This window comes from Pandoraea sp. B-6, from assembly GCF_000282835.1.
Classification (GTDB): Bacteria; Pseudomonadota; Gammaproteobacteria; order Burkholderiales; family Burkholderiaceae; genus Pandoraea; species Pandoraea cepalis.
In genome coordinates this window covers 86,089-100,903 of sequence record NZ_KB290546.1, presented here as the reverse complement: position 1 = coordinate 100,903, position 14,815 = coordinate 86,089, and the positions used below count along the sequence as shown (strand labels likewise).

Below are 14,815 nucleotides of genomic sequence, written 5' to 3'. Positions count from 1 at the left end.
CGACGGGAAGCGCCCCCGCTGCAACCGACACCAGGCCAGCAGCAGGACCGCGGCGACGAAAAAGCGAAACAGCAGCATCGCGAAGATGTCCGCGCCAGACGCCGCCGCGGCCCGCGCGAAGATGGCCATGGCGCCGAACGCGGACGCCGACACGGCGATCAGCGCGACGCCGGTCCAGGCCGAGGGACGGGGGGCCTGCGGCATGACGGCGGCGTTGCCGGTGAGCGCGTGCGCGCGAGGGCTTTGCGACATGACTGGATAAATTGAGCGACAATACGGCGAGATTTTCAGGCGTTGGCGGCGCGTTTCCCCTGCGCCTGGCACGATGCACGGCAGCGATCGATCCGCCATTGTAGTCAAGGGGCGGCGCGCCGCAAGCGGCGACATCAGAACCCCACGGAGTCCCCATGTTCAATCCGAGCCGCGATGAAGTCCGGCAATTCTTCTGCACCACCTGGCAAAAGCAGCGCAGCGGCAGCATTCTCACGCCGCTCGAGACCATGGCCGCCGACTGGATCCAAGCCCATCCCGAGTATCACGACGCGCTGTCCGACACCGAAGACGCCAACGAGCGCGACTACTCGCCCGAGGCAGGGCAGACCAACCCGTTCCTGCATTTGTCGATGCACCTGGCGATCAGCGAGCAGGTCTCGATCGACCAGCCGCCGGGCATTCGTGCCGCCTACGAGAAACTGAGCCAACGGCTCGATTCGCCCCACGAGGCGCAGCACCGCATCATGGAGTGCCTGGGACAAACGCTCTGGGAAGCCCAACGCAGCGGCCAGCCGCCCGACTCGGACGCCTACCTGCAGCGTATCGAGCAGCAAGCGTCGCGCTGAGCGCTGACGACGACGGTTCCCCTGAGGGTCACCGTCGTGCCTGATCCCGATGCTGGATATTGCGGCCGGTCCGCTTACTTCTTCGTGACGAGATCGCCGGGCAGCGATTCGACATAGGCCGAAATGTCACGCAACTCCTGCGAGGTGAACGGACGCGGCTTGCCGTCCTTACCGACCGTGGCGGGATTGGACATGACCTGCGTCTTCATGATCGCGTTGCTGCGACCGTAAATCAGGCTGGTTTCGTTCTGATACGCCCGCAGCGCGTTATAAACGTAGTCTGCGTACTGACCGGCCAGCTTAGGATACTCGGGGCTGATCGGCGCGTTCAGATTGGCGCCGTGGCAGCTCACGCACATGCCTTTCTCGACGAGCGCGCGTCCATTGGCGACGTTGCCGGCGGCAAACGCCGAGCCGACCCCACCCGCGAGCACGGCGCCGAGCGCCAGGGATGCCGCCGCGGCGGCCTTTACCATCGAATGCTTCATCGTGTTCTCCTCAGCCACGCACGTTTTACTTCTGGGGATTGACCGGCGTCGACGCCGTCTGCGCCGCGTAGTAGGCGGCAATGTCGACGATGTCCTGCTCGGTCAACGTGGCTGCGATGCCATGCATCGTCTGGAACTTGCGGTCGCCCTTGGCGTACTCCTTCAGGGCGTTTTCAAGGTACTTTGCATTCTGTCCGCCGAGCCGGGGCACGTGATAGACCTCGGGAAACGCGGTGCGATAGTCGGGAATGCCGTGGCAGCCAATACACATGGCGACCTTGTCCTTCGCCGCGTCGAGATTGGGCTTGAGATCGGCCGCATGCGCCGCGCCGAGCGACATGAACGACGTGCTGCCGAGCGCCAGCGCCATCATCGTGAGGAACTTTTTCATGGTCTTCTTGGGAACGTTTTTGGTTGGAATACCGGCCCGCAACACGCAGGGCGACGGCCCGACTCCAAGGCCACCGTCCTGTGAAAAAAGCAATCGATTGTAACCCACAGCCTTCGGTCCGCAAACTCGGGGCTGACCCGCACAGTTCTCCGAAGTTTTCCCGCAAGCCTTTGATGTCACAGCCAATTTCCACTGCCCGAGCGCGCCGTATGCGCAATGTCTTATACTGAACTTTTTCCCTGCCCGGCCGGTAGGCCGGCTGTTTGCGGACGGCTCAGACAATGCGCTTCGAAGGCTCTTCCCAGTACGTCGCGACCGACGACCTCAAGCTCGCCGTGAACGCGGCGGCCACGCTGCAACGACCGCTGCTCATCAAGGGCGAACCCGGCACCGGCAAGACGATGCTCGCGGAGGAAGTCGCCGCCGCGCTCGACATGCCGCTGCTGCAATGGCACGTGAAGTCCACCACCAAGGCCCAGCAAGGCCTTTACGAATACGACGCCGTCTCGCGACTGCGCGATTCGCAGCTGGGCGACGAGCGGGTGCGCGATATCGCCAACTACATCGTCAAGGGCGTGCTCTGGCAGGCCTTCGAGGCCGACCAGCCCGTCGTGCTGCTGATCGACGAAATCGACAAGGCCGACATCGAATTCCCCAACGATCTGCTGCGCGAACTCGACCGCATGGAGTTCTATGTGTACGAGACGCGCCAGCTCGTGAAGGCACGCCATCGCCCGCTGGTCATCATCACGTCGAACAACGAAAAGGAGCTGCCCGACGCTTTCCTGCGCCGCTGCTTCTTCCACTACATCAAGTTCCCCGAGCCGTCGACGATGCAGTCGATCATCGACGTGCATTTCCCGAACATTCGCCGCGAGCTGGTGAACGCCGCGATGGCGACCTTCTTCGAGGTACGCGATATTCCCGGACTCAAGAAGAAGCCGTCGACCTCGGAGCTGATCGACTGGCTCAAGCTGCTCATGGCCGAGGAGATCGGCCCGGAAGCGCTGCGCAGCGCCGACAACAAGCTCGCAATTCCGCCGCTGGCCGGCGCCCTGCTCAAGAACGAACAGGACATGCACCTGTTCGAGCGCCTCATTTTCATGAATCGCGCCAATCGGTAAGCGCGCCGCCGTCATGCTGATCGACTTCTTCTATACCTTGCGCGCGGCGAAGCTGCCGGTCTCGGTCAAGGAATACCTGACGCTGCTCGAAGCGCTGCAGCGTCAGGTCATCGCGCCCTCGCTCGACGAGTTCTACTATCTGGCGCGTCTATCGCTCATCAAGGACGAGAAGCACTACGACAAGTTCGATCAGGCCTTCGGTGCGTACTTCAAAGGCGTGCAACAAATCGTCGACGCCTCGGGCGAGGTGCCGCTCGAATGGCTCAAGAAGCGCATGCAACGCGAATTGTCGCCCGAAGACAAGGCGCGCATTCAGGCGTTGGGCGGGATCGACAAGCTCATGGAGCGCCTGAAGCAACTGTTCGACGAGCAGAAAGGCCGCCACGAAGGCGGCAACAAGTGGATCGGCACCGGCGGCACCTCGCCGTTCGGCAATGGCGGCTTCAACCCCGAAGGCATCCGCATCGGCGGCGAGAGCAACGGCAATCGCACGGCGGTGAAGGTGTGGGACCAGCGCACTTACCGCGACTACGACGACGCCGTCGAACTCGGCACGCGCAACATCAAGGTGGCGTTGCGGCGTCTGCGCAAGTTCGCGCGCGAGGGGGCCGCGGAGGAGCTGGACCTCGACGACACCATTCGCTCGACGGCGGCCAACGCCGGCTGGCTCGACCTGAAGCTCGTGCCGGAGCGTCATAACAACGTGAAGGTGTTGATGCTGCTCGACGTGGGCGGTTCGATGGACGACCACATCGCGCGTACCGAAGAGCTGTTCTCCGCGGCGAAGTCCGAATTCAAGCATCTTGAGTTCTACTACTTCCACAACTGCGTCTACGACTATTTGTGGCGGCAGAACCGACGCCGCCATAACGAACGCTTCGACACATGGGACGTGCTGCGCAAATACCCGCCCGACTACAAACTGATCTTCGTGGGCGACGCGACGATGAGTCCGTACGAAGTGCTGCAGGCGGGCGGCTCGGTCGAGTACAACAACGCGGAAGCCGGAGCGGTGTGGCTACGCCGCTTCATCGACCGCTACCCGCGTCACGCCTGGCTCAATCCGGAGCCCGAGGCGATATGGCAATATCGCCAGTCGATCTCGGTCATTCGTCAGCTATTCGCGGGCCGCATGTATCCGATCACGCTCGCCGGACTGGAGTCGGCCATGCGCGCGCTGAGCAAGTAAGGCTCGCCGCCCGGCGTCGCAGGGCGCGGCAAGGCAACGCACCAACAACGTAACAAGAACCCAGAGACCGCTTCCCATCATGACGTCCAGCACGACTCCCCTGCCACCGCTCCGGCCGTTGGCGGACACGTCGCCGTCGGCCATCGTCGCCGGCTTCGTTGCCATGATGACGGGCTACACCAGCTCGCTCGTCCTGATGTTCCAGGCCGGACAGGCCGCCCATCTCACCCCCGCGCAGATTTCGTCGTGGATCTGGGCGCTCTCCATCGGCATGGGCGTGACGACCATCGGGCTATCGCTGCGCTATCGCACGCCGGTGGTCGTGGCGTGGTCCACGCCGGGCGCCGCGCTACTGATTACTTCGCTACCGGGCGTGCCCTATGGCGAGGCCATCGGCGCGTTCATCGTCTGCAATGCCCTCATCGCCCTGTGTGGGCTGACCGGGGGCTTCGAGACGATCATGCGCCGCGTACCGCCAGCGCTGGCGTCTGCGCTGCTCGCGGGGATCCTGTTTCGCATCGGGCTGGAGATCTTCGTCGCGGCGCAGCACCAGACGGCGCTCGTGCTTGCGATGTTCTTCACGTATCTCGTCGTCAAACGGTTTGCGTCGCGTTACGCCATTCTGCTGGCGCTGATCGTAGGCACTTCGGTCGCGGGCGGCGCAGGCTTGCTCGATTTCAGCCACTTCCACATCGCGCTTGCGAAGCCCGTGTGGACTACGCCCTCGTTCTCGCTGTCGGCCACGATCAGCATCGCGATCCCGTTGTTCGTGGTGGCGATGGCCTCGCAAAATGTGCCCGGGCTCGCCGTGCTGCGTGCCGACGGTTACACCGTGCCGGCCTCTCCCCTCATTTCGACGACGGGGATCGCCTCGGTGCTGCTCGCGCCGTTCGGCTCGCACGGTATCCATCTGGCGGCCATCACGGCAGCCATCTGCACCGGACGCGAGGCCCACGAGGACCCGGCCAAGCGTTACACGGCCGCCGTATGGTCCGGCGCGTTCTATCTGATCGCGGGCACGTTCGGGGCGACCATCGCCGCCTTGTTCGCGGCGTTTCCGAAGGCCCTCGTGGTCTCGATTGCCGCGCTCGCCCTGTTCGGCTCGATCATGAACGGCCTGGCCAACGCCATGCACGACATGCGCCAGCGCGAAGCGGCGCTCATCACGTTCATGGTGACGGCGTCGGGCCTGACGCTGTTGTCCATCGGCTCGGCGTTCTGGGGCCTGATCGCAGGCGTGCTGACGCTGACGATCCTGCAATGGCGGCGCCCGTGAGCGTTGTGTGAAGCCGCGCGGGCCGGAGTGATACCATTCGGCCCGCAACATTTTTCGAACGCAACGTAACCGCAGGAGCCGCACCCCCATGGCAATGATCGAACCGACCCCGGTCTTCAAGGACAACCTCGCACAGATGGCCGCCGTCGGCAGCATCGAGGGCATCGCGCGCATTGCGCTACGCGACGGCACGGGCGCAGTCGTGGCGACCATCGAGAACGCACCGGGCAAGCAAGGCTCGCTCGCCGTGTACCACTATCTGAAGCAGGCCTTTGGCACGCTTGACGCCAAAGCGGCCGAGCACGGGCTGGCGGTCTTCGGCGAACACACGGCGGATGCGCGCAATCGTCCGGGCGCGCACCCGAACGTCGACCGCCTGCTGGCGATCGTGGCCGGTGGCGAGGCGCTGAGCATCGAGGAAGTCGCAGCCTGAGAAGGCCACGTCCGTCGCACCCAATGAAAAGCCAGCCTCGCGGCTGGCTTTTTTACATCCACGACAGGCATCGCCGCGCCGAGATGCGCAGAGGTGCGCCGACGCTCTGACGTCAGATCGTCAGCACCGGACCACCGTCGCCGTTGGCCGAGCGAAGCTGCTTGACCCAACGCTTGGCCGGCAGGCCCGTGGCGGCTTCCACCACCTTCGCGCGGGCTTCCACATCCTTCCACTCCACCGAGAGCAGCGGACCGTTGAAGGCCAGCACGATCACGTTGCCGTCGTGCACTTCAGGGAATTCGATCACGCGATTATCGAAAGCTTGACGCAGGCGACGGATGTTCTTCGGATAGCTGTCGTGATCGCCGAACAGATTCGTCGTCAGCATGCCGGGTGCGCTCAGCGTGGCGCGGCAGGCCTTGTAGAACGCGGGCGTGTCATGCACCGGGCCACGTGCGGTCGCGTCGTAGAGATCGACTTGCAACACGTCGACCGTGCCATGCCTCGCCGGGTCGGTGACGAAATCCCAGGCATCCGCTTCCAGCACCTTCAATCGGCGCGAGTCATCGGGCAGGCTGAACATGGTGCGCGCCGCCACGACCACGGCCGGGTTCAGCTCCACGGCGGTGACCTGTGTACGCGGGAACTGGCGATGCGAGAACTTGGTGAGCGACCCAGTGCCGAGACCCAGTTGCACCACGTGCTTGGGCGCACGCATGAACAGCAGCCACGCCATCATCTGTTGCGCGTATTCCAGCTCGATCCGGTCAGGCTTGGACAGACGCATTGCCCCTTGCACCCACGGGGTGCCAAAGTGCAGGTAACGCACGCCCCCCATTTCGGAAAACGTCACCGGCGCGAAACGCGGCTTGTACGCGGGACGGGAGGAACGGACGGTGCGCTCGTCGCTGACGAATGCTTCGGCTTCGATGGATTTGCGTTTGATGAGGGTCATGTGTCCTTCAATGAAACTCGGGAGATTCCGATGGGAACGCATTGTACCGGGTTCGCTTCCCGCCCCGTCGAGACGCCGCAACGCACGCGTCGCGATGACGCATCCGGCACAAGATCAGTGCCCCGGGCAGGATCCGCCGCACCATTTCGCTGCGCCCCGACGCCCAGGGCCGCTGCAATGAGCGATGGCATGGATATTGCAAAAGACACGCACAGGCCAACGGCGGCCTGAAAACAAACTGGCAAGTCGCGATGACATGCTCCGAAAAGGAGCGTCCCGGGCAATGGCGCCCCGAAGCGAGATGACCACGCACCGGGCAACCGGTTTGCAGGCATCTCGCTTCGGGGCGCTTTTGCTTTGCCGCTCAGCACGGCGCGCCTCTGCGTCGACACTCTCTGTAAGGCATGGCATGAACGCTTTTTCTACGCAATCAACCGAGGCCGAAGTGTCCGCCGAAACCCTCGGCACATTGATCAACCTCTCCGGCAGGCAGCGCATGCTGTCGCAACGGATCATCCTTCAGTTGTTGCTCGCTTCGCGTGGGGACACGGCCGCGCTCGATATCGCACGCCAGTGTCTGTCGATGTTCGAGTCGGCGCATTCGGATCTCGCGACGGGCAATGAGCGTTTCCCTGGCGCGTTCTCCAGCGCCTTGCAGCAGCTTTATTTCGGCAGTCCGCGCGCCGACGCTCGTATCCGTGATTTCATCGCCCAGGTCAGCGCCGTGATAGACGCCCCTTTGGCGGACACCCATCGGCAAGCGTCATCCCTCGATGCCCTGGTCGCACAGGCCACCCCGCTACTTGACCTGCTACAGACCGTCACCCAGGCCTATCAGGAGGAAATGCACCGTTGCGAAGTTGCCGTGCGCAAACGCCAGACCGACCTCGTGGAGCGCCTCAGCGGTATTTCGATGCAAGCCAACATCGTTGCGCTCAATGCGCGCATCTCGGCGGCTCGGGCGGGGGAGCATGGCAGGGAGTTTGCGGTGATCACGCAGGTGCTTGCAGACATCATCAAGGAGATGGATCAGTTGATCCGCAACGTCGTCGGCTCGAACGACAAGTCCAAAGGTTCAGCCAGGGTTTGATGCGCCGACACCCGTGGATCGCTACGAATCGCGCCTCGCACAGTTGCGTGCAGCCACGCGCGGGCATGACCGAGCTACCCCGGACGCGCCGCTCGACAGGCCGTCACGCGGTCAATGCCTGCCACATGCGCAGCTTTTCTGCGTAGGCCAATGTGTAGGCCGGGCTGCTGGAGGGCAGCATCACGATCCGGTACCGATCCGCGTGGTGTGCGAGCGCTTTCATGCCCAGCCGGGCCGCCGTGCCGCCATTGAATGCGATCACCTCGAGATCCGGCAGCGTCTCGATGAGCCCGATCAGGTCGTTGCCCGTATGGTCGCGGATATTGCTGTCGAGGCTGCCGTTGCGCCGGGCCTCGGCGACTACGTCCCACAACCCGATGCGATGGGCGAGCAGCGCCTGCAGCTTCGCATCGTAGGCGAGCGACGGCAGGTCGACGCGGATCGTATCGCCCACCAGATGCCAGAAGCGATTCTGTGGATGCGCGTAATACTGCTGATGCGCGAGCGAGACGTCGCCGGGCAGGCTGCCGAGAATCAGCACGCGCGTTTGCGCGTCCACCACCGGCGGAAAGTTGCGTTTGCGCTCAGGGATGAGGTCCGTCGTCATGACACGCATCCGTCGTGAGCCAGCGCACCGTGCGTCGCTTCCAAACGCCGCCAGAAACGCGGCAGAAACGCTTCGGTGACAAGCAACGGCGCGCCACGGCGTACGAAGACCGACCGACGCGCCCACAACCGCGCACGTGGATTCGCACCGACGAGCGGGTCGCGCGCATCATGACGCGCACGGCCGTGCAACAGATGACGCGGCGCAAGCGGGCACGACACCAGCATGGACCGCGTGACGGTGGGATCGTGATAGAGCAGATCGGCCAGCGGTCGCGTACGCAAGCGACGCATAGCCTGCCAGATCGAGCGGCTATAGGCGAGCGGCGTGACGCTGTGCGCCACGACCACTGGCTCGCCGTCGACCAGCAGGATGACATCGCGGGCCCACATCGGCGTGCGCAATGGCACACCGATGGCGCGGCATTGGTCCGCGTCGGCGGGCATCACTCGCTCCGCCACGACGCGCACGCTCACGCGCCCCAGGGTCGACAGATGACGCGTGAGCGCGCCGCCCCGGGTAAGCCAATCTTTATGACGACGCGAAAGCGCCGGCGCCGGGACAGCCTGCCAGCGCCGCCCCCCCACATCAAATCGGAAAGTCATGGCTCGGCATTATAAAGGCGCAAGGCGACGGCGCACCGCCCACACGTCACGCAGCGGCGGCATTGGAGCCGGTCTGCGGACACCGGCCCGCCACCCTTGATCCGCCGCCCCGTAACGCTCGCGCCCAAAAACAAAAAGGCCCCCGCGACATATCGACGCGGGGGCCCATCGGCAACGCCATGGTCAGCGCTGCGCGGTCTGCACTGGCGCGCTCACTGCGCGGCGAGCAGCAACGCGTTCGTACGCTTCACATACGCCGCCGGATCTTCCAGGCTGCCGCCTTCGGCCAGCAGCGCCTGATCGAACAGCAGTTGCGCCCAGTCCGCCAGATCGGCACGCTCTGCCGTCAGACGCTGGATCAACGCATGCTCCGGGTTGATTTCGAGAATCGGACGGAATTCCGGCATCTTCTGCCCCGCCGCCTTCATCAAGCGCTGGAGCGTGCCGCTCATGTCGTTCTCATCCGACACCAGGCACGACGGCGAATCGGTCAGACGGAACGTCACACGCACGTCCTTGGCCTTGTCGCCGAGCACTTCCTTCATCTTCTCGATGAGCGGCTTGAGGTCGCCGCTGGTCTTCTCCTGGGCAGCCTTTTCCCTCGCATCTTCCAGCGCGCCCAGATCCAGATCGCCACGCGCCACGCTCACGAGCGCCTTGCCGTCGAAGTCGTGCACGTACGAGAGCATCCACTCGTCGACGCGATCGGTCAGCAGCAACACTTCCACGCCCTTCTTGCGGAATACTTCCAGGTGCGGACTATGGCTTGCCGCCACCCAGCTCTCGGCCGTGACGTAGTAAATCTTGTCCTGACCGTCCTTCATGCGGCCGATGTAGTCGGCCAGCGACACGTTCTGCTCGGCCGAATCGTTGTGCGTGCTAGCAAAGCGCAACAGCTTGGCAATGCGCTCGCGATTCGCCTGATCCTCGCCCGTGCCTTCCTTGAGCACCTGCCCGAACGCGCCCCAGAACTGCGTGTACTTGTCCTTCTGGTTCTCGGCCAGATCTTCCAGCAGTCCCAACACACGCTTTGCGCAGCCTTCGCGGATCGCCTTCACATCGCGGCTTTCCTGCAGGATTTCACGCGACACATTGAGCGGCAGATCGGCGGAGTCGACCACCCCGCGCACGAAGCGCAGGTAGTTCGGCAGCAGTTGTTCCGCGTCGTCCATGATGAACACGCGCTTGACGTACAACTTCAGCCCGCCCTGCGAATTGCGATCCCAGAGATCGTACGGCGCATGGCCCGGCACGTACAGCAGTTGCGTATATTCGCTGCGCCCTTCGACGCGGTTGTGCGTCCATGCCAGCGGCGCCTGCATATCGTGCGCGATGTGCTGATAGAACTGCGTGTACTGCTCGTCCGTGATCTCGCTCTTGCTGCGGGTCCACAGCGCGCTCGCCTGGTTGACGGTCTCGTCGGACTCGGCGGGCACCATCGCCTGCTTTTCTTCGTCCCATGTTTCGCCGCGCATGACGATCGGCAGCGAGATGTGATCCGAATACTTGCGAATGATCGACTGAAGTTGCCACGACGAGAGCAGTTCGTCTTCGCCGTCGCGCAGATGCAGCGTGATGGCGGTGCCGCGCGGGGCGCGCTCGATGGTCTCGACCGTGAAGTCGCCCTCGCCCGCCGACGACCAGCGCACGCCCTCCGAAGCCGGCAGCCCGGCTCGGCGAGACTCGACCGTCATGCGATCGGCCACGATGAAGCCCGAGTAGAAGCCCACGCCGAACTGGCCGATGAGCGCGGCGTCCTTCTGCTGATCGCCCGACAGGCGCGAGAAGAACTCCTTGGTGCCGGACTTGGCGATCGTGCCGAGATGCGCGATGGCTTCCTCGCGGCTCATGCCGATGCCGTTGTCCTCGATGGTGACGGTGCGGGCGTCCTTGTCGAACGACACGCGAATCTTGAGTTCCGGATCCTGCTCGTACAGCGCGGCGTCGTTGATCGCCTCGAAGCGCAGCTTGTCGGCGGCATCCGAAGCGTTGGAGATCAGTTCGCGCAGGAAGATTTCCTTGTTGCTGTACAGCGAATGAATCATCAGTTGCAGAAGCTGTTTGACTTCTGCCTGAAAGCTCATGGTGTCTTGCGCCATGGTCGGGAATCCTCGTGAATCGGTGAGATGGATGGAATATCGACACTGACCGCCGGCCGGCGCACTTGCGCGCGCGCTGCCGGAGCGGCGGTACCCGATGAAAATAGGGACGGCGGGCCGGCATTTCAAGGCCAGCAGAAGGGTTATTTCGCGGCAGCTTGCGCGACGATACGGGAAATTACGGCAAAACCTGGCGAAGCGCCGTGCCAGTGAGACGGTCGAACCGCCACCATCGGGCTCGCGCCCACGCCCGCTCAGGCGGCCAGTTCGAGCTGCCGCGAGAGGAAGGTCAGCATGGCGGGATCGCTGGAACAGGCGATATTCATGCGCATCCAGGTACTCGGCGCCTGACGCGGCGAGAACAACGCCCCCGGCGCAAACAGGAAGCCCGCTTCGTGCCCCGCGGCGGCGACCGCGCTGGTATCGACGCCGGTGTCGACCCAGAAAAACATGCCCGACGTCGGTTCGCCGAACATGCGCAGGCCGATGCGCTCCAGACGCCGGCGCGTGGTGTCGCGCACCTCGTCGAGACGCGTACGCAAGCGCTCTACGTGACGGCGGTAATGCCCCTCGGTCAGCGCCTTGTAGACGATCCGCTCGTTGATCTCCGGCGTCGTCGAGCCCGACAGCATCTTGTGATCGACGAAGGTCTTCGCCAGCGCCGGCGAACACGCCACGAACGCCACCCGCAGGTTCGCGGCGAGCGTCTTCGAGAAGCTGCCCATGTAGATCACGCGCTTGAGCTGATCGAGACTCGCCAGTCGCGCCACCGGCTGGTGCGACGGGCACAGGTCGCAGTAGATGTCGTCTTCGAGCACCATGAAGTCGTACTGCTCGGCCAGACGCAGGATCTGGAAGGCGCGCGCCGCCGTCAGTGACGTTCCGGTCGGGTTCTGCAGGATCGAATTGAGGATCAGCAACTTGGGCCGATGCTGCTGCACCAGGCGCTCCAGCGCCGGCATGTCGAGTCCGTCGGGGGTGTACGGCACGCCAATGGTGTGGGCGCCTTGCGACGCGATGCGGCCGAACATGACAAACCACGCCGGGTCCCCCACCAGCACCGTATCGCCCGCGCGCACGTACAGACGCAGCAGAAAGTCCACCGCCTGCGTAATGCCCGATGTCAACACGATCTGCTCGGGGCGCGCGCCGATTTCGAGTTCCGCGAGTTGTGTCTGAAGTTGCACGCGCAGCGGCAGGAAGCCATGCGGGTTACCGCTTTGGAGCAGATGCGCGCTCGACTGACGGCTCATCGAGCGCATGGCGGACGTCATCATGTCGGCATCGAGCCAGCTCGGCGGCAGATAGCCCATGCCCGGACCGCGCTCCGGCGCGACCGAGTGAAGCATGCTGCGCACGAGCCAGGCCACGTCGATCGGCCCCTGCGCGAGCATCGGCGCCGCCGCGTTCTGCGCGGGCATCACAGGCCGCTCGCGCACGTAAAAACCCGAGCCGCGCCGCGCCTCGAGATAGCCCTGCGCGACCAGCCGCTCGTACGCCTCGACGACGGAAAAGCGCGACACACGCTTGTCTTCCGCCAGCGAGCGAATCGACGGCATGCGCATGCCGGGCAGGAAGACTCGTTCCTCGATGCGCAGGCTCGCCCAATGCACGAGCTGATCGACAAGCGTCATGCGCGACGTGTCGAGCGCGGCGTTGTCGGCCAGCACCAGCGGGGAAATGGGGGTCGTTGTCGTCATCGTCTATCCACCTGGGCAAAGCTGACCGCCGCTTCGCGGTCAAAGTGTCTGCTGCGCGTCGGCCCGGCATTGCGGGGATTGTCCATCGGTCGCCACTCTACGCGCGCCAAATTCTCTGTCAATCCTTAACTGTACCGAAGATTACTTTGCCATCTGTACCGGTACTGTACCGGAGTTAACCGATAAAGTGTCCTCTCAACTGGAGACCGCCATGCGTGAAATCCGACTCTTCGAACTGGACCGGGAACAGACCGTCTTCTGGCAGGCCCCGGCTGCCGACCTGCCGCAATCGCTTCAAGTGCTGCAAGGTGTCCTGTGGCTGACCGTGGAAGGTGAGCCCGCCGACCATTGGCTGCACGCCGGCGAGAGTTTTGAGATTCGGGCCGGTCAGCGCGTGTGGCTGGGCACATGGCAAGACGGCGTGCGTCTGCGCGTGAGCCATCCCGCGGCCACACTCACCGCGTCTGCCGGCAAGCGCCTCGTGCGCGCCGGGTGGCGACTGGCGTGGCGCGATCTCGCCGTGCGCATGGCCAATCGGACGATGACGCGACTCTCGCGTGGATGACCCGACGAAGGAACGAGGCGGAGTAAGCTATCGATTTTGCCGCCCGACCCCGCCATGACCGCACCCCAAGCCCTGAAACTGGATCATCTCGTCGTTGCCGCGCAAACGCTGGAGGCGGGCGAAGCCCATGTCATCGAGCAGCTCGGCCTCACCGAGGTCGTACCGCAGCGCGGCGGCAAGCACGCCCGCATGGGCACGCACAACAGTTTGCTGGGACTCTGGGGTGGCGCTTACCTAGAGATCATCGCCATCGACCCGGAAGCCCCGCCGCCAGACCGGCCGCGCTGGTTCGGCCTCGACGACGAGGCCGTTCAGGCGCGCCTCGAGCGCGGCCCCTACCTCGCGCACTGGGTGGCGCGCGTGGAGCGGCCGCGCTCGCTGCCACGCTGGCAGGCGCAGTATCCGCAGCGGTTGGCGCCAGTCATGGCGATGCAGCGCGGCGCGCTGTCGTGGCGGATCGGCGTGCCCGACGACGGCAGTCTGCCCGCTTGGCAAGGCGCCGGACAAGGTCTGCTGCCGACGCTGATCCAATGGGATTCGGCGCAGCACCCGAGCGATGCGCTGCCGAGCGCCGATTGTGCCGTTACCGCGTTGCGCGGCTTCCATCCGCAGGCGGCGGCGATCCAGGCGCAATTGCAGTGGCTTGGGGCCGACGCACTCGTCAACGTCGAAGCCACGCTGGTCGAGCCGTCGCTCACCGCCGAAATCGAAACCCCCGACGGGCCGCGCACGTTGCGCTAGGCCCGCCGCACCAAACGCCCGGCACACCGCATGACGGGCGGATGACGCAGAACCAGACATACAAGGCGACACCATGAATTCGCGTGAATCCCGGGGCATGCTGATCGGACTGATCGGTGTGCTGATCTTCAGCCTGACGTTGCCGATGACACGCATTGTCGTCGCGGAAGTCAACCCGTTGCTCAATGGGCTGGGGCGCGCGCTGGTCGCCTCCGTGTTTGCGGGCGCCCTGCTCTGGTGGCGTCGCGAGGCGTGGCCCACGCCACGCCAGATCAAGAGTCTCGCCATCACCTCGTTGGGCGTGATCATTGCGTTCCCGGTGTTTTCCGCATGGGCGATGAAGACGATTCCGGCGTCGCACGGCGCGGTCGTCAACGGCTTGCAGCCGTTCTGTGTCGCGATCTACGCCTATTGGCTCGGCGGCGAGCGTCCGTCGCGCGGGTTCTGGGGCTGTGCCCTCGCCGGCAGCGTGCTGGTGATGGCCTTCGCGCTGCGCGCCGGGGGCGGCAGTCTGCATGCGGCCGATGGGCTGATGCTGCTGGCGGTGGTCATCGGTGCGCTCGGCTATGCCGAGGGCGGCAAGCTCGCCCGCGAGATGGGCGGGTGGCAGGTGATCTGTTGGGCGCTCGTGGTGTCGTCGCCAGTGCTGGTGCTGCCGGTGGGCTGGCTGGCGTGGCATCAGCCGTGGCCGGTCAGCGGCAAGGCATGGGGTG

At 64.5% G+C, this 14,815-nt stretch carries 16 protein-coding genes and 1 pseudogene; 9 read left to right on the top strand and 8 right to left on the bottom strand.

Annotation, left to right across the window (positions count from 1 at the left end):
* A pseudogene (locus A985_RS28700) lies at window positions 1–252 on the bottom strand (hypothetical protein); the annotation flags it as partial.
* A 155-nt stretch (window positions 253–407) separates the two neighbouring features.
* On the opposite strand from A985_RS28700, the gene A985_RS0118845 reads away from it, so the two are divergent.
* Window positions 408–839: a DUF1841 family protein gene (locus A985_RS0118845; RefSeq protein WP_017234930.1), complete on the top strand. Its 432-nt coding sequence runs from the start codon at window positions 408–410 to the stop codon at window positions 837–839.
* A gap of 74 nt (window positions 840–913) precedes the next feature.
* Here A985_RS0118845 and A985_RS0118840 read toward each other — a convergent pair whose 3' ends face one another.
* Both A985_RS0118840 and A985_RS0118835 read right to left on the bottom strand, forming a co-directional pair.
* Window positions 914–1,327 (bottom strand): c-type cytochrome, encoded by a 414-nt coding sequence (locus A985_RS0118840; protein WP_017234929.1) that lies wholly within the window; start codon window positions 1,325–1,327, stop codon window positions 914–916.
* Window positions 1,328–1,352: 25 nt separating this feature from the next.
* Window positions 1,353–1,718, bottom strand: coding sequence for a cytochrome c (locus tag A985_RS0118835; RefSeq protein WP_017234928.1), 366 nt, complete (start codon window positions 1,716–1,718; stop codon window positions 1,353–1,355).
* A gap of 281 nt (window positions 1,719–1,999) precedes the next feature.
* Between A985_RS0118835 and A985_RS0118830 the strand changes: the two genes are divergently transcribed.
* The 4 genes from A985_RS0118830 to A985_RS0118815 all read left to right on the top strand — a co-directional run bounded on the left by A985_RS0118830 (window position 2,000) and on the right by A985_RS0118815 (window position 5,740).
* Window positions 2,000–2,842: a MoxR family ATPase gene (locus A985_RS0118830; protein WP_017234927.1), complete on the top strand. Its 843-nt coding sequence runs from the start codon at window positions 2,000–2,002 to the stop codon at window positions 2,840–2,842.
* Window positions 2,843–2,855: 13 nt separating this feature from the next.
* Entirely contained in the window at window positions 2,856–4,031 is a 1,176-nt protein-coding gene (locus tag A985_RS0118825) for a VWA domain-containing protein (RefSeq protein WP_017234926.1), read from the top strand.
* A 79-nt stretch (window positions 4,032–4,110) separates the two neighbouring features.
* Window positions 4,111–5,307: a benzoate/H(+) symporter BenE family transporter gene (locus A985_RS0118820; RefSeq protein WP_017234925.1), complete on the top strand. Its 1,197-nt coding sequence runs from the start codon at window positions 4,111–4,113 to the stop codon at window positions 5,305–5,307.
* A 94-nt stretch (window positions 5,308–5,401) separates the two neighbouring features.
* Window positions 5,402–5,740, top strand: coding sequence for a DUF2322 family protein (locus A985_RS0118815; protein ID WP_026132143.1), 339 nt, complete (start codon window positions 5,402–5,404; stop codon window positions 5,738–5,740).
* A 112-nt stretch (window positions 5,741–5,852) separates the two neighbouring features.
* Here A985_RS0118815 and A985_RS0118810 read toward each other — a convergent pair whose 3' ends face one another.
* A complete protein-coding gene (locus A985_RS0118810; protein ID WP_017234923.1) occupies window positions 5,853–6,695 on the bottom strand; it encodes a hypothetical protein in 843 nt (280 codons plus the stop codon).
* 409 nt (window positions 6,696–7,104) lie between these two features.
* On the opposite strand from A985_RS0118810, the gene A985_RS29730 reads away from it, so the two are divergent.
* Window positions 7,105–7,785, top strand: a complete 681-nt coding sequence (locus A985_RS29730; RefSeq protein WP_017234922.1) for a methyl-accepting chemotaxis protein — start codon at window positions 7,105–7,107, stop codon at window positions 7,783–7,785.
* 103 nt (window positions 7,786–7,888) lie between these two features.
* Here A985_RS29730 and A985_RS0118800 read toward each other — a convergent pair whose 3' ends face one another.
* The 4 genes from A985_RS0118800 to A985_RS0118785 form a co-directional block, all read right to left on the bottom strand.
* Window positions 7,889–8,401, bottom strand: coding sequence for a DNA-deoxyinosine glycosylase (locus A985_RS0118800; RefSeq protein ID WP_017234921.1), 513 nt, complete (start codon window positions 8,399–8,401; stop codon window positions 7,889–7,891).
* Window positions 8,389–8,997 carry a chorismate lyase gene (locus A985_RS0118795; protein ID WP_017234920.1) on the bottom strand — a complete coding sequence of 203 codons (609 nt, stop codon included), beginning with the start codon at window positions 8,995–8,997 and terminating at the stop codon, window positions 8,389–8,391. The genes A985_RS0118800 and A985_RS0118795 overlap by 13 nt, the downstream gene beginning before the upstream one ends.
* 212 nt (window positions 8,998–9,209) lie before the next feature.
* Window positions 9,210–11,096 (bottom strand): molecular chaperone HtpG, encoded by a 1,887-nt coding sequence (gene htpG, locus A985_RS0118790; protein WP_017234919.1) that lies wholly within the window; start codon window positions 11,094–11,096, stop codon window positions 9,210–9,212.
* A gap of 254 nt (window positions 11,097–11,350) precedes the next feature.
* On the bottom strand, window positions 11,351–12,796 hold the full coding sequence (locus A985_RS0118785) for a PLP-dependent aminotransferase family protein (RefSeq protein WP_017234918.1): 1,446 nt from the start codon (window positions 12,794–12,796) through the stop codon (window positions 11,351–11,353).
* Between the two features lie 211 nt (window positions 12,797–13,007).
* Between A985_RS0118785 and A985_RS0118780 the strand changes: the two genes are divergently transcribed.
* From A985_RS0118780 to A985_RS26190, 3 genes are all read left to right on the top strand, one after another.
* The gene (locus A985_RS0118780) at window positions 13,008–13,361 is read left to right on the top strand and encodes a DUF2917 domain-containing protein (RefSeq protein WP_017234917.1); all 354 of its coding nucleotides are present in this window, start codon (window positions 13,008–13,010) and stop codon (window positions 13,359–13,361) included.
* A gap of 54 nt (window positions 13,362–13,415) precedes the next feature.
* The gene (locus tag A985_RS0118775; protein ID WP_017234916.1) at window positions 13,416–14,102 is read left to right on the top strand and encodes a VOC family protein; all 687 of its coding nucleotides are present in this window, start codon (window positions 13,416–13,418) and stop codon (window positions 14,100–14,102) included.
* Window positions 14,103–14,175: 73 nt separating this feature from the next.
* The coding region (locus A985_RS26190; protein WP_369751600.1) for a DMT family transporter at window positions 14,176–14,815 on the top strand (640 nt) is incomplete at its 3' end.